A 14,217-nucleotide genomic window follows, 5' to 3' on the forward strand; every position below is an offset into this window, starting at 1 on the left:
CGCGGAGCGGACCGTGGCACAGAGTCCAAGGTCCCTGCTGCCCCCGGGTCGCGAGAACGACACTGGAGCCGTGACCGAGCCCTCGGCGGATGTCGCGGGAGCCGCGCAGCCGGCGGTCCTGCCGCCGGCCGCTGCCGCGGAGGTGCGCGAGACCCACTCGGCGGTCGTCCTGCTCTGTGGGGAGTTCGCCTACAAGGTCAAGAAGCCCGTGGACCTCGGCTTCCTCGACTTCAGCACGGCAGAGCGCCGACGAGCAGCCTGTCACCGTGAGCTCGTCCTCAACCGACGGATGACCCCGGACGTCTACGTCGAGGTACTGGACCTGGTGGACGAGCAGGGCACCGCCCGCGACCACGTCCTCGTCATGCGGCGGATGCCCGACGACCGCAGGCTCTCGACCCTGGTCCGGCAGGGGTCCGACGTCACCGAGGCGGTCCGCCAGCTCGCCAGGCAGGTCGCGAGCTTCCACTCCAGCGCCAGGACCAACGCGCAGATCTCCGAATGCGGCAGCCCGGAGGCGCTGGAGCAGCGGTGGCGCTCGAACACCGAGGCGCTGCGGCAGCTCGCTCCGAGCGGCGTGCCGACGGCCACGATCGCGGAGGTCGAACGTCTCTGCGCGGCATACGTGTCCGGCCGCCGCGCCCTCCTCGAGGACCGGATGCGGACCGGTCGGGTGCGCGACGGTCACGGCGACCTCCTCGCGGACGACATCTTCCTGCTGCCGCAGGGACCTCGTGTGCTGGACTGCCTCGACTTCGACGACACCCTGCGGTGGATGGACGTGGTCGACGACCTCGCCAGCCTGGTGATGGACCTCGAGCGGCTCGGGGCCGCGCCGGTGGCCGCGCAGCTGGTCCGGGACTACCACGAGTTCTCCGGGGCCGTGGAGCCGTCCTCGTTGGCGCACCACTACGTGGCGTACCGGGCGGTGATGCGCTGCAAGATCGCCGCCATCCGGGAGAGCACGTCCACCGGTGCGGCCAGGGACGCGGCTGCCCGGGAGGCTGCGGTGCTGGCGGCCATCGGTGTGCGGCACCTGCGCGCCGGTGTTCCCCGCCTGGTCCTGGTCGGTGGGGCTCCCGGGACGGGCAAGTCCACGACGGCCGACCGACTCGGGGAGCTGCTGTCCGTCGGCGTGCTCTCGGCCGACCGGGTGCGCAAGGAGCTCGCGGGCCTGAGCCCGGACGTGCACCACCCGGAGCCGTACGGGGTGGGGCTGTACTCGCAGGAAAGCACCGACGCGACCTACCGGTCGCTCGCCGCCAAGGCGAGGTACCTCGTGGGACGCGGGGAGACCGTCGTGGTCGACGCCTCCTTCTCGACGGTGGCGCAACGCGACCTGTTCCACGCCGTCGGCAGCGACCTGCGGTCACCGGTCGTGGGTCTCGAGTGCGCGGCGCCGCGCGAGGTGGTGGCGGCGCGCCTGCGAGGGCGCGAGCACGTGCCCAGCCAGTACAGCGACGCGGATCTGGACGTGGGGATGAAGCTCGCCGGCGCGAGGCAGGCATGGCCGTCCGCGGTCACGGTGGACACCACCGCCAGCCCGGAGCTGACCGCCCGCCGCGCCGCGGAGACGGTCTCCGGCGCAGTCGCGGAGACGGTCTCCGGCGCAGTGGGGAGCTGAGGGCACGCGGTCGGGGGTGCGGTCAGGGGGTCAGGACCACCTTGAGGGCCTGGGTCTCGGCGGCGTCGGTGAAGGCGTCGTAGGCCTCGGTGAAGGCGTCCATGGTGAAGCGGTGGGTGACGAACCGCGCGACATCGAGCTGACCGCTGGCCACCAGTCGCAGCAGGGTGGGGGTCGAGTACGTGTCCACCAGCCCCGTCGTGATGGTGACGTCCTTGATCCAGAGGTCCTCCAGGTGCAGGACGGCGGACTCGCCGTGGACCCCGACGTTGGCGACCGTGCCCCCGGGCCGGACCAGGGCCGTGCACTGCTCGAAGGCTGCCGGCACCCCCACGGCCTCGACGGCCACGTCGGCGCCGAGCCCGTCGGTCAGCTCCTTGACCACGGCCAGGGCATCCTCCCGGGTCGGGTTGACCGTGACGTCCGCCCCGAACCGCTTGGCGGCCTCCAGCCGCGAGTCGGCGATGTCGATGGCCACGACCTGGGCAGGACTGAACAGCTTGGCGCCCATGATCACGGACAACCCGATGGGGCCGGAGCCGACCACCGCGACCGTGTCGCCGGGGGAGACCCGCCCGTTGAGCACACCCACCTCGTACCCCGTCGGCCCGATGTCGGCGAGCATCAGGACCTCCTCGTCGCTCACGCCCTCCGGGACCAGGAAGGTCGAGGTGTCGGCGAAGGGGACGAGGACCTTCTCGGCCTGCGTGCCGTCAGTGGTGTGGCCGAGGATCCAGCCACCGCCGCCGAGGCACTGGCCGTACCGACCTTCGCGGCAGAACCGGCAGGCTCCGCAGGAGGTGATGCACGAGACGAGGACGCGGTCTCCGGGCTTGACGTTCTTCACCGCGGACCCGACCTCCTGGACCGTGCCCACGGCCTCGTGCCCGAGGATGCGGCCGTCGGTCACGGCAGGAACGTCTCCCTTGAGGATGTGCAGGTCGGTGCCGCAGATGGTCACGGCGTCGACCTTGACGATCGCGTCGGTGTCGGCGCGGATCACGGGGTCGGGGACGTCCTCCCATGCCTTGGTCCCAGGACCGTGGTAGACGAGTGCCTTCATGACGGGCTCCTCAGGGTCGCGGTCGTCACGAGATCTCGATGTGCGTGGTCTTGGTCTCGGTGGCCTTGGGCAGGACGACCTCGAGGACGCCGTCCTTGAGGCTTGCCTTGACGGCGGACTCGTCCACGGGGGTGGGCAGGACGCTCTCGTACGTGAACGACCCGGAGATGCGGGTGGAGTGCCGGAGCACGCCCTCGCGGCCCTTGCCGGTCTTGGTGCCGTGGACGCGGACGCGGCGGCCGCTGACATCGATGGTGATGTCCTTGCGATCCACCCCGGGGAGGTCGACGTCGAGCTGGAAGGCGCCATCGGACTCATGCAGCTCCACCCCGGGGGTGAACTCCCCGGTGGACAGGGCGGACGGCCAGCCCTGGCGCAGGAGGTCGTCCATGCGAGACGCCCAAGGCCCGAAGTCAGCCCAGGGCGCCACGTCGAACGGCGACCGGATGCCGAGTTCTGTCGAGCGTGCAGGTGTGTTGGTGCTCATCGTTCTCTCCTTACCGAAGGCCACCTTGGCCTGTCGACCCAGTCGATTCCCCGCTGCGCGTGCGTGACAGTGCCGTAGGTCCTGACCTCCTGACCCCGCAGAAGAGGGATGGGGGCACGTCCCGGGCAGAGCAGGACCGAAGTCCCTGTCCATCTGCGTTCACAGGTCGTCCACTGTTCTGTGAACGGCGACGGACCCGAAGTCGGTGGAGGACCGACGGCTGTGGCCGGACGGCAAGGCGCACGCGTTCCGCAGCGCCGGAGGATCGCAGGGTTCCTCACCGATGTTCACAGGAACCAGGAGCAGCACATGAGTGTGTCCCGCGTGGACGAGGTGTCCAGTGCCACCTACGAGCATGCAGGGCCGGTCCCCCTCGGGGAGCTGTCGGTCCGCGAGCTCGTCCGGGAGCTGGCCCTCACCGAGGACATGATCCGCAAGACACCTGCGTCGCGGTGGGGGCGCACCCAGAGCCTGCTGGCGTCGCTCTCCGACTCCCATCGCGCGTTCTGGCTGGGCAGGCAACGCGCGATCGTCGTCGAGCTCAGGGCCCGCCGCGAGGCGCTGGGGCGCGACACCGCTGCCAGCCGCCGGCTCGTCCGGCTGTCCTGACCGCGCGCAGGACTCCTGGCCCCATCCTGGCCCCCCGCCACGGGGGCGCGACCTGGCCACTGACCGTGCTCAGTGAGCGCGAAGTGTCGCCATCACTGCGCCATACCGACACTTCGTGCTCACTCGGCGTGCTCACTCGGCGCACGGGTGGGTATGGCGCGGAAGGGCTCAGGTCCTCGTCGGTGCGACGACCAGCACGACCCAGGTGTGCACCACCAGCGCGATGCCCCAGCCGAACAGTGGGAAGACGGGCCAGAAGAACGCGGCCTCGGTGACGATCCACCCCGCGACGAGCAGCAGGTTGACCACGGCGTAGGCCAGGGCATCCACGGCGAGCCAGTGCCGGTGGTGCACGACGCCGGGGTGACGCCGCGGTCCGTCGAGGTCCTCGGAGAGGCCGCCGGTCCCGATCGTGCGTGCGTGGCCGGTCATCCGAGCCACCTCCTTCCTGGTCCGGGTCCTGTCCCTGTGGGTTACAGGGGCCGGAGCATGACGTCGTGCTCGCCCGTCAGCTGCTCAATGTCGGTGGCAGCGACGTCGAGCAGGTGATCGGCGAGGTGCCGCAGGGCGCGGGCCGCCGCGACCTCGTCGCCGATCTCAGGGATGGCAGCGTCGGACCGGCCGCGGGTGCTGCTCCCGTTGGCCTCGATGGGCGTTGGTGAGTCGCCGTAGAGCACGGCGCGGGCGTGGGTGACGTCCCCCTGCTCGAACAGGGTCACGACGACGCGCCACTGGTTCATCCTCGGAGGCGTGTCCAGGGTGAGCTTCACGGTGTTCTCCTTCCTGTACTGGTCGCGAGCGACCATTCGTCCCATCGATGGTCCACGTGGGTGCAGCCGGTGCCCATGGACCTACGACCCTGCATCTCGGCGTCCGCGGACGAGGAACGCGACAGCCGACTCGGGGGTCCGCAGCGCGTCGGCGTCGGAGTCCTCGATGCGGAAGCCGGCGTGAGCGCTGAGCTTCTCGACGAGCTCGACGAAGTCGAGGGAGTCCAGCTCGAAGGTCTCACGCAGGTCCGCGTCGCCCGGAAGCGAGCCGAGGTCGGCGTCGGGGACGATCTCGCGGACCGTGGTGTCCAGCAGGGTTCGGGCCTCGTCGGGTGTCACAGCTCCTCCGGTCTCTGCAGCAGTCGGTCGATGGCACGCAGGAGGCGGGCGCCGGTGGCCCCGTCCGTGGCGCGGTGGTCACCGGACAGCGTGGCCGTGACGAGCGACCGGACACCGAGCATCCCGCCGACCGCCCAGGGCCGCTGCCCCACGGCGCCGAACCCCACCAGCGCCACCTGGGGTGGGTAGATGACGCCGAGGACGCTGTCGGCGCCCTGGTCGCCGAGGTTGGACACGCTGATGCTGGGAGTGCTCAGGTCGGAGCCGCGCAGTCGTCCCGCTCGGGCCCGCTTGGTCAGCTCGCGGATGCGGGACATCATCGCCTCGGCGCCGAGCAGGTCGGCATCAGCGATGGCCGGAACGAGCAGGCCACCGCCCCGCAGCGACAGGATGAGGCCCAGGTCGACCCGGGAGGCCGGCCGGAAGCCGTCGTCCACCCAGTGCCCGTTGAGCTGGGGCACCTCCTTGGCGGCGCGGGCAGCGGCCACCAGGAGCAGGGCGGCGGTGACCAGCTGCTCTCCCATGGGGAGCTCACGGTTCCGGGCGTGCACGAAGTCGACCGCGGCCTGGACGTCGATGGTGAGGGTCAGGTGGTAGTGCGGGATCTCCCGGTTCGAGCGGCTCATGAGGGCAGCGATGCTGCGTCGCATGTCGGTGGCGGAGCCGTCCGCGTGCGTCGGTGGGCCCGGTGGGGTCGTGGCACCGGGGGTGGAGCCGTTCTGCCGCGCCGCCGGCGGTCCCGGTGTCGCCGGGGTGGCCGGGGGTGCCGCGGTTGCGGCTCCAGCGGGGATGACGGCCCCGCGGACGTCCACGGCGCGGACGGCGCCGGCCGCACCCGTACCCACCACCCTGGAGAGGTCCACGCCGGCCTCCTCGGCGAGTCGCCGTGCCAGCGGTGAGACCCGGTGCCTGCCCGGGGGGCGGGTGCGAGCCCCGGTGGAAGCCACGCCGTGGTCGGCCGCTGAGGGAGCCGGCCGGGTGGCGCGAGCGGCCTGCTCCTGGGGTCGTTGAGCGGGTCGTTCGGCGGGTCGTTCACGGGGTCGTTCGGCGGGTCGTTCACGGGGTCGTTCGGCGGGTCGTTCGGGGCTCGGGGCGTTCGCCTGCTGGCGTGCGCGGTGACGTTGTGGCGGGGTGAGGCCGCGTTCCGCTGCCGGATGCCCGGCCGCCGGCTGCTGCGCGGTGGCTCCAGCACCGGCTGGCGTCCCCGCGACGGACCGGGGACGGTGCTCCGGCGCCTTCGCCTCGGCTGCCCCCAGGGTCGTCAGCACGGTCCCGACCGGGACGGTCTCACCCTCACCGACGAGCAGGTCACCCACGACGCCGTCCTCGAAGGTCTCGACCTCCACGGCGGACTTCGGTGTCTCGACCACGGCGACGACATCACCGCGGTGCACCGTCGCCCCGGGCTCGGTCAGCCACTCCAGGAGGATGCCCTCCTCCATGTCGGCGCCCAGGGACGGCATACGGAACTCACCCACGGGGGCCCACCGTCCGCAGGGCGGCGGCGACGATGCCTTCGGGCTGCGGCAGGGTCGCCTGCTCGAGGTGCTGGGCGTAGGGGACCGGCACCTCCACGGAGCAGACCCGCTCGACGGGGGCGTCGAGGTCCCAGAACGACTGCTCCATGATCCGGGCCGAGACCTCGGCGGCCAGGCTGCCGGAGCGCCACGCCTCGTCCACCACGACGCAGCGGTGGGTGCGCGCCAGGGAGGCGGCGATGGCGGCGTCGTCAAGGGGGCGGAGCACCCGCAGGTCGAGCACCTCCGCCTCGATGCCCTGCGCCGCAAGGACATCCGCCGCGGTCAGTGCCTTGCTGACGCTGCCACCGTGCGCGATGAGGGTGACGTCCGTGCCCGTCCTGCGGACCGCCGCATGGGTGATGTCGACCGTGGTCGCCGGGTCCGGCACCGGGCCGGAGAGGTTGTAGAGGGAGCCGTGCTCGAAGATCACCACGGGGTCGGGGTCCTGCAGCGCGGGCCAGAGCATGCCGCGGGCGTCCTCGATCGTGGCCGGCGCGAGCACCCGGATCCCGGGGATGTGCGCGTACCAACCCTCGAGGCTGTGCGAGTGCTGCGCGGCCAGCTGGCGTCCGGCCCCGGTGGTCATCCGGATGACCAGGGGGACCGAGAGCTGGCCGCCGGACATGTGTCGCAGGGTGGCCGCGTTGTTGAGCACCTGATCGAGGGCGAGCAGGCTGAAGTTGACGGTCATGATCTCGACGATGGGGCGCATCCCGTTGATGGCGGCGCCGATCCCGGCTCCCGTGAAGCCCGCCTCGGACAGCGGGGTGTCGCGCACGCGCTCCTCACCGAACTCGGCCAGCAGCCCGAGGCTGACCGCGAACGACCCCCCGTACCGACCCACGTCCTCACCCATGAGGAACACCCGCGGGTCGCGCTGCATGGCCTCCCGGTGCGCGGCGCGCAAGGCCTCGCGGTAGGTGGTGGTCGCCGGGGGAGCGGTCGAGCGGGCGGTGGCGGACGCGCCCTGGCGGTCCCGGGTCGCGGCCCGGCGGGTCATGGCTGCCTCCCCACGGCGACCGGCGCGGGGTCGGGCGCCGACTCGACGTCGGTGGTGAGGTAGCGCTCCAGGTCCGCCACGGGTTCTGGCTCCGCGGCGTCCGCGGCAGCCGTCGCCGCCGCGATCTCCGTGGAGATCTCCCGCTCCCACTCCTCGAGCTGCGCCGTCGTGACCGTGCCGGCCCCGGTGAGGCTTGCCGCGAGGGCGGGTATGGGGTCTGACCGACGCCAGTCCTTCACCTCGGCCTTGTCACGGTAGAGATCCGGGTCGTACATCGAGTGGGCCCGGAAGCGGTAGGTGTGCAGCTCGAGGAAGCACGGGCTGCCGCTGTCGCGGACGTAGGCCAGGGCCCGCGTCGTCGCCTCGCGCACGGCCACCGCGTCCATGCCGTCGACCGACCAGGCCACCATGCCGTAGCCGGCCGCCCGCGCGGCCAGGTCGGTCTGGGCGTGCTCGCGAGCCAGGGAGGTCCCCATGGCGTAGCGGTTGTTCTCGCAGGCGAAGAGCACCGGGAGGTGCCACAGCGCTGCGAGGTTCGCGGCCTCGTGGAACTCGCCCTCGGCGAACGCGCCGTCGCCGAACAGGCAGGTCGTCACCGCATCCCTCCCGCAGAGCTTGTCGGCCAGGGCCAGGCCGACCGCGAGCGGGATGCCTCCTGCGACGATCGCATTGCCCCCGTAGAAGCGTCGCGACGTGTCGAAGAGGTGCATCGACCCGCCACGACCGTGGCTGCACCCCGTGGACTTCCCGAACATCTCGGCGAGGAGCGCCGTCATCGGGACCCCCCTGGCCAGCGCGTGCCCGTGCTCGCGGTAGGTCGAGACCACGGCGTCGGACTCCCTGAGGGCGCCGACCACCCCGACGGCTACCGCCTCCTCACCGATGCACAGGTGGAGGAAGCCCCGGATGCGGCGCCCGCTGTAGAGCTCGGCGCAGGTCTCCTCGAAGCGACGGACCCGCATCATCTGGCGAAGCATGGTGAGGGCGGTATCGGTGTTGGTGGTGGTGGTGGTCGCGGTCGTGGGACCTGGGTCGCTCATGTCGGTGCCTCCACGGTCGAGACGTCGCCCTCGGGCAGCCCGAGCTCCCGGGCGCGCAGCAGCCGCCGCATGACCTTGCCGCTGCGCGTGTGGGGCAGGGCCGGGTCGAACTCGATCTCGCGGGGTGCCACCGACCCGAGCCGGTGCCGACCGAAGGACAGGATCTCGCGGCGGAGGGTGGGCGTCGGTTCGACACCCAGGCGCAGCGTCACGAACGCCTTGACCACCTCGCCGACCAGGGGGTCGGGCTTGCCGATGACCCCGACCTCGGCCACCGCAGGGTGCTCCATCAGCGCGCTCTCGACCTCGAACGGGCCGATGAGGTGCCCCGCGGACTTGATCACGTCATCGGCTCGACCGACGAACCAGACGTACCCGTCGGCATCGATCCGGGCGAGGTCCCCCGTGAGGTACCACCCTCCCGCGAACGCCTGGCGATACCGGTCGGGGTCGTCGAGGTAGGCGCGGAACATCGAGGGCCAGCCGAGCCGTACGGCGAGCTCACCCACCACGTCCGGGTCGTGCAGGACCGTCACGCGCTCGCCGGTGGCAGCCGCGACGTCGCCGGCGTCCGCGGGGTCGCCGGTGGTGGCCGAGGGATCGCGGATGACCGCCGCCCGGCCGTCGGCCCCACGCTCGAGGACGGCGACCTCGATCCCCGGCACCGGACGTCCCATCGAACCGGGCCGGATCGCCATACCGGGGTAGTTGCTGACCATGATCGCGCCGGTCTCGGTCTGCCACCACGTGTCGTGCACCGGCAGCCCCCACGCCTGCAGGCCCCAGAGGACGGCTTCGGGGTTGAGCGGTTCACCGACGCTGGCCACGTGCCGCAGCGCCGCGAAGGTGTAGTTCTTGGCCAGATCCTCGCCCTGGCGCATCAGCATCCGCAGGGCCGTGGGAGCGGTGTAGAAGACCGAGACCCGCTGATCCTGCAGGATCTGGTACCACCGTCGGGCGTCGAAGTCCGCCGTGTCGGTGACGACCGTGACACCGCGCGTCAGCGGCCCGATCACGCCGTACGAGATGCCGGTCACCCAGCCGGGGTCGGCGGTGCACCAGTAGACGTCGCCCGGTCGCAGGTCGAGGCAGAACCGGGCGGTCGCATGGTGCGCGACCACAGCCTCGTGGACGTGGACGGCTCCCTTGGGACGGCCGGTGGTGCCGCTGGTGAAGTGCAGCAGGGCGGGCTCGTCGGGCCTGGTGAGAGCACGGTGGGGGCCGTGCCGCCGCACACCCTCGCGGCCGGCCTCGGCGAGCTCGGTCCAGCTCGTCGTCCCGTCCACGGCCTCTGCGTCGTGGGAGGCGTCGTCCGAGGCGTCGTCCGAGGCGGCGTCGGAGACGTCAACGACCACCACGGTTTCCAGGTGGGGCAGGGAGTCGCGGAACGGTGCGACCTTGCGCTCGTAGGACACCCGGTCGGTCACCAGCAGCCGGGCGCGCCCGAGGGAGAGCCGCTGGCGGACCGGCTCGGGACCGAAGGCCGGGAACAGCGGGCAGAACACGACTCCGGCCTTGAGCGCGCCGAGCACGGTGAGGTAGAGCTCGGGCCTGCGGGGCAGCAGGGATGCCACGACATCGCCGCGGCCCAGTCCCAGGTGGTGCAGCGCCGACGCCACGACGTCGGTCTCGTGCGACAGCTCTGCGTAGGTCAGCTCGGTCGTGGCCTCCTGGCGGTGCAGGAAGCGCAAGGCCACCGTGTCGGCGAGCGGACCCGTGGCATGCCGGTCCACCGCCTCGTGCGCGATGTTGAGGTGCCCGTCGTCGGAGCCGTCGAGCAGCTCCCGGCCGGCCGCCCAGGTGAAGGTGCGGCGCTGGCTCTCCCAGTCGCCGAGCAGCGGCGTGAGCCTGGGCGGGCTGAGCACCTCGCGGCGTGGATCCGAACGCGTCGAGCTTTCCACGGTCGGGGAGGGCATGCCTCCACCCTCCTCGGGGGTGGATCGGGTCGCTAGGGACCAAAGGCCGTGTCGGCGTTGGTGCGCAGCCGGGCCCAGTCCTCGCGCTCGAGCTGCTCCAGGGCCGCCTCGAGCAGCCGCAGCGACTCCTCGAGCTGCGGCACCCACCGCGTGTCCAGGGCCCGCAGCCGGCGTCGGGTGAGGGCGATCTCGTGGTCCAGGCGCAGCAGCCCGGCCTGGGCCGCGCCGAGGGCCGCGCCGGCCCGGACCGCGGCTCGGTGGGCGGCGATGGCGGGAGCGAGGGCCGTGGTGGCGTGGTAGGCCGGGACCGTCGCGCTGGGTTCGCTGACCGTGACCATGACGGGGTAGGAGACCCCTGCCGTGGTCGTCCAGCGCACCTGCGCCAGGAGCGACCCGGACCCCCTGGCCGTGCGTATGCCGTCGCGGCCGGACAGCAGCGCGACCCGGTCCAGCCACGTCGCCCCCAGGGTGCAGGTCCGCTCCCACTCGGCCCGGTGCTCCTCCTCGAGGCAGGCCAACCGGCGGCGTTCGGCGGTGAGCAGGTGCAGCTTGCGGTCGAGCTGTCCGCGGCTGCGCGTGGCCGTGGCGAGGCGTCGACGCAGCCAGAGCCGACCCGCACGACCGGGAGGGACACCTCGCAGGACGGCCACGTCAGCCCCCGTCCGGCGCCGCGGGGTCGAGGTGCTCGTCGAGCAGCGCCGTGGACAGCATGGTGAGCTCGCGCCGGGGCAGGATGCGCAGGACGTCCCAGCACAGCCCGAGGGTCTGGTCCAGCGTGCGCAGCTCACGACGCCCCTGGTCCACCAGTGAGTGCTCGAACGCCTCCTCGAGTCGTAGGTAGAGACCGTCGGCGGGGCTGATCCCGTCCGCGCCGACGATCTCCGCCAGCTCGCGCACCTGCCGGGCCCGCGCGAGGGCAGCCAGGAGCTGCGCCGCGACCTCGGCGTGACCGGCCTGCGTCCGGCCCTCCCCGACACCACGGCGCATGAGCCGCGACAGCGAGGACAGCGGGTCCACCGGCGGGTACGTGCCCCGGGCGTGGGCCTCCCGGGTGAGCACCACCTGTCCCTCGGTGATGTAGCCGGTGAGGTCGGGCACGGGGTGGGTGATGTCCCAGGCCGGCATCGTCAGGACGGGGACCACGGTCACCGAGCCGGCGACCCCACTGATGCGACCGCAACGTTCGTACAGGGAGGCCAGGTCGCTGTAGAGGTAGCCGGGGTAGGCGCGGCGCCCGGGGAGCTCTCCGCGCGCGGAGGAGACCTCCCGCACCGCCTCCGCGTAGCTCGTCATGTCGGCCAGCACCACCATGACGTGTCGGCCCTCGACGAAGGCCAGGTGCTCGGCCACCGTGAGGGCGATGCGCGGCGTGAGGATGCGTTCGACCACGGGGTCGTCGGCGGTGTTGAGCAGGAGCACCAGCTCACCTGACCCCAGTCGGGCCTCGAGGGTGCCGCGGACGGTGTCGGCGTCGGGGTGGGTGAGCCCGAGGCCGGCGAAGACGACGCTGAAGGGCTCGCCGCCCGCGCTCGCCTGGGCGGCCAGCTGAGCAGCGAGCTCGAGGTGCGGCAGGCCCGCGCCGGAGAAGATCGGGAGCTTCTGCCCCCGGACCAGCGTGGTGAGGGCGTCGATCGCGGAGATCCCGGTCAGCACCGGCTCGGACGGAGGCTCCCGGTGCGTCGGGTTCAGGGGGGAGCCGGTGACCGACCTGGTGACCGGTCCGGTCACCGGCGGTCCGCCGTCGATGGCTTCGCCCCTGCCGTTGCACACCCGGCCGAGCCACCCCCGACCGACCGGGACCCGGAAGGGGTGGCCGGTGAACTGGACCGACGTGCTGCCCGGTCGCAGCCCCTCGGTGCCCTCGAGGACCTGGACCACGGCGATGTCCCTGTTGACCTCGAGGACCACCCCGTGCCGGTCCGGCTCGTCGTGCGCCCCCGGCCGCACCACGGCGTAGTCGTCCCAGCCGATGCCGCCGACGGCCTTCACCACGAGCAGCGGGCCCCTCAACCTGGAGACGTCCCGGTGCCGCAGCGGCAGCCGCAGCGGCTCGGCAGGCTCGGCGGGCTCGGCGGGCTCGGCGGGCTCGGCGGGCTCGGTGCTCATGGTGCGGTGCCTCTCCTCATGACGGTCCCCGTCCGTGGTGCAGGGCCTCCAGCGCCGCCTGCACCCGGGCCCCCCGCGCCGCGACGGAGTCGTCGTCGTGGGCACCGGTCTCGGCGGCGGCCCGCAGCAGCAGGGAGTAGTCGGCGCCCTCGAGCTCGGCCGCCGGGACGAGGTGGTCGTCCACCAGCCGGCGGCAGGTGTCCACCACAGCCAGCACGGCGACGACCAGCGCGGTCGTCTTGGCGGCCGAGGAGTACTCGTCCAGCGTGTCGAGCGAGCTCTGCTGCAGCACGCCCTCGCGCACCAACCGACCCGCGAGGAGGGTCACCCGGTCGTGGTCCGACAGCGAGGTGACGCCGACCAGCGCCGCCAGCTCGCCCAGCCGGTCGGAGTCCGCCAGGAGCGTGGTCATCCGCGCCCGGCGACCGCTCCAGTCCGGGTCGCCGTGACGGGACCACCAGGAGCCGACCTGCTCGGCATCGCGGGAGAACGAACCCGACCACCCCACGGAGGGGTAGTGGCGGGCATACGCGAGGTCGCGGTCCAGGCTCCACACCTCCCGGACGAACCGCTCGGTGTAGGCGGTCACCGGCTCGGTGGTGTCGCCGCCCGGTGGGGAGACCGCTCCGATGATGGTGACCGAGCCCTGCTCGCCGCCCAGCGTGACGACCCGTCCGGCCCGCTCGTAGAAGGCCGCGAGCGCCGAGGACAGGCCGGCGGGGTAGCCCTCCTCGGCGGGGAGGGCGCCCGACCGGGAGGCGAACTCCCGCATGGCCTCCGCCCACCGCGAGGTCGAGTCCGCGACGAGGACGACGTCATACCCCATGTCCCTGAAGTACTCCGCGACCGTGACCCCGCTGTAGATGCTCGCCTCGCGAGCCATCATCGGCATGTTCGAGGTGTTGGCGATGATCACCGTCCGTTCGGCCAGTGGACGTCCTGTCGCGGGGTCCGTGAGCGCCGAGAGCTCGCCCAGGACGTCGGCCATCTCGTTGCCGCGCTCGCCGCACCCGATGTAGATGATCACCTGCGCCGCGCACCACTTCGCGATCTGCTGCAGCAGCACCGTCTTGCCCGTGCCGAAGCCACCGGGCACCGCGACGGTGCTCCCGCGCACCACCGGGAAGACCGCGTCGAGCACCCGTTGACCGGTGGACAGCGGCTCGAGTGCGACCAGTCGCTCACGCACCGGCCGGGGGCGCCGCACCGGCCACGACGAGGTGACCGTGACCGGCACCCCCGCAACCCGCAGGACCGGGTCCCGGGGACCGACCGGACCGGGAGGGGCGACCCATTGCACGATCCCGGCCAGCCCGGGCGGCACGAGGACACGGTGCTCGAGCAGCGCGCCGTCGGGGACCGTGCCCACCCGGTCCCCGGGGCCGACGTGCGCCCCGGCCACGACGCCGGGCTCCCAGACGACCGGGACGTCCTCGAGGTCCCAGCCGGTCGCGGTGCCCAGCCACGTCGGGGCGTTGCCCAGAGGCCGCAGCAGCCCGTCGAACACCCGCCCCAGCAGGTGCGGGCCGAGGGTCGCGGAGAGCGGGTGTCCCAGCAGCGTCGCCCCGGCGCCGACCGCCAACCCGCCGGTGTACTCGTAGGCCTGCAGGGTCACGGTGGCGCCGCGGATCTCGACGACCTCGCTCGCCACCGCGTCCTCACCGAGGGTGACGAGGTCGGACATGGCGGCCGCCGTGAGGCCGTCGACCTCCACGAGCGGGCCGCTGACCCGCACGACCCGGC

The 14,217-nt window shown here is 72.6% G+C and carries 14 protein-coding genes; 2 read left to right on the forward strand and 12 right to left on the reverse strand.

All coding sequences use genetic code 11. From position 1 onward, the window contains the following. Nucleotides 1-70: 70 nt before the first annotated feature. Nucleotides 71-1,624 (forward strand): AAA family ATPase, encoded by a 1,554-nt coding sequence (locus ABEG17_RS16950; RefSeq protein ID WP_406830653.1) that lies wholly within the window; start codon nt 71-73, stop codon nt 1,622-1,624. Between the two features lie 22 nt (nt 1,625-1,646). Here ABEG17_RS16950 and ABEG17_RS16955 read toward each other — a convergent pair whose 3' ends face one another. Further along, complete coding sequence (locus ABEG17_RS16955; RefSeq protein WP_406830654.1) at nt 1,647-2,687, reverse strand: zinc-dependent alcohol dehydrogenase family protein; 1,041 nt, start codon at nt 2,685-2,687, stop codon at nt 1,647-1,649. Between the two features lie 25 nt (nt 2,688-2,712). Continuing rightward, nucleotides 2,713-3,174: an Hsp20/alpha crystallin family protein gene (locus ABEG17_RS16960; RefSeq protein ID WP_406830655.1), complete on the reverse strand. Its 462-nt coding sequence runs from the start codon at nt 3,172-3,174 to the stop codon at nt 2,713-2,715. 309 nt (nt 3,175-3,483) lie between these two features. On the opposite strand from ABEG17_RS16960, the gene ABEG17_RS16965 reads away from it, so the two are divergent. Then, nucleotides 3,484-3,783: a hypothetical protein gene (locus ABEG17_RS16965; RefSeq protein WP_406830656.1), complete on the forward strand. Its 300-nt coding sequence runs from the start codon at nt 3,484-3,486 to the stop codon at nt 3,781-3,783. A 168-nt stretch (nt 3,784-3,951) separates the two neighbouring features. Here the strand turns inward: ABEG17_RS16965 and ABEG17_RS16970 are convergent, their stop codons facing one another. The 10 genes from ABEG17_RS16970 to ABEG17_RS17015 form a co-directional block, all read right to left on the reverse strand. Then, nucleotides 3,952-4,215 (reverse strand): 2TM domain-containing protein, encoded by a 264-nt coding sequence (locus tag ABEG17_RS16970; protein WP_406830657.1) that lies wholly within the window; start codon nt 4,213-4,215, stop codon nt 3,952-3,954. 41 nt (nt 4,216-4,256) lie between these two features. Then, nucleotides 4,257-4,553, reverse strand: a complete 297-nt coding sequence (locus tag ABEG17_RS16975) for a dsRBD fold-containing protein (RefSeq protein ID WP_406830658.1) — start codon at nt 4,551-4,553, stop codon at nt 4,257-4,259. Nucleotides 4,554-4,634: 81 nt separating this feature from the next. After that, the gene (locus tag ABEG17_RS16980; RefSeq protein ID WP_406830659.1) at nt 4,635-4,892 is read right to left on the reverse strand and encodes an acyl carrier protein; all 258 of its coding nucleotides are present in this window, start codon (nt 4,890-4,892) and stop codon (nt 4,635-4,637) included. Next, entirely contained in the window at nt 4,889-6,370 is a 1,482-nt protein-coding gene (locus ABEG17_RS16985) for a 2-oxo acid dehydrogenase subunit E2 (protein ID WP_406830660.1), read from the reverse strand. The genes ABEG17_RS16980 and ABEG17_RS16985 overlap by 4 nt, the downstream gene beginning before the upstream one ends. Next, complete coding sequence (locus tag ABEG17_RS16990; protein ID WP_406830661.1) at nt 6,363-7,412, reverse strand: alpha-ketoacid dehydrogenase subunit beta; 1,050 nt, start codon at nt 7,410-7,412, stop codon at nt 6,363-6,365. Before ABEG17_RS16990 ends, ABEG17_RS16985 begins: the two co-directional genes overlap by 8 nt. Next, on the reverse strand, nt 7,409-8,452 hold the full coding sequence (pdhA, locus tag ABEG17_RS16995) for a pyruvate dehydrogenase (acetyl-transferring) E1 component subunit alpha (protein ID WP_406830662.1): 1,044 nt from the start codon (nt 8,450-8,452) through the stop codon (nt 7,409-7,411). The genes ABEG17_RS16990 and pdhA overlap by 4 nt, the downstream gene beginning before the upstream one ends. After that, nucleotides 8,449-10,368 carry an acetate--CoA ligase gene (gene acsA, locus ABEG17_RS17000; protein ID WP_406830663.1) on the reverse strand — a complete coding sequence of 640 codons (1,920 nt, stop codon included), beginning with the start codon at nt 10,366-10,368 and terminating at the stop codon, nt 8,449-8,451. Before acsA ends, pdhA begins: the two co-directional genes overlap by 4 nt. Nucleotides 10,369-10,400: 32 nt before the next feature. Next, entirely contained in the window at nt 10,401-11,018 is a 618-nt protein-coding gene (locus ABEG17_RS17005; RefSeq protein WP_406830664.1) for a V-type ATP synthase subunit D, read from the reverse strand. Between the two features lies 1 nt (nt 11,019). Continuing rightward, a complete protein-coding gene (locus ABEG17_RS17010) occupies nt 11,020-12,474 on the reverse strand; it encodes a V-type ATP synthase subunit B (protein ID WP_406830665.1) in 1,455 nt (484 codons plus the stop codon). Nucleotides 12,475-12,490: 16 nt separating this feature from the next. Then, on the reverse strand, nt 12,491-14,209 hold the full coding sequence (locus ABEG17_RS17015; protein ID WP_406830666.1) for a V-type ATP synthase subunit A: 1,719 nt from the start codon (nt 14,207-14,209) through the stop codon (nt 12,491-12,493). Nucleotides 14,210-14,217: the final 8 nt, after the last annotated feature.

Source organism: Pedococcus sp. KACC 23699 (assembly GCF_045348425.1).
Lineage (GTDB): Bacteria > Actinomycetota > Actinomycetes > Actinomycetales > Dermatophilaceae > Pedococcus.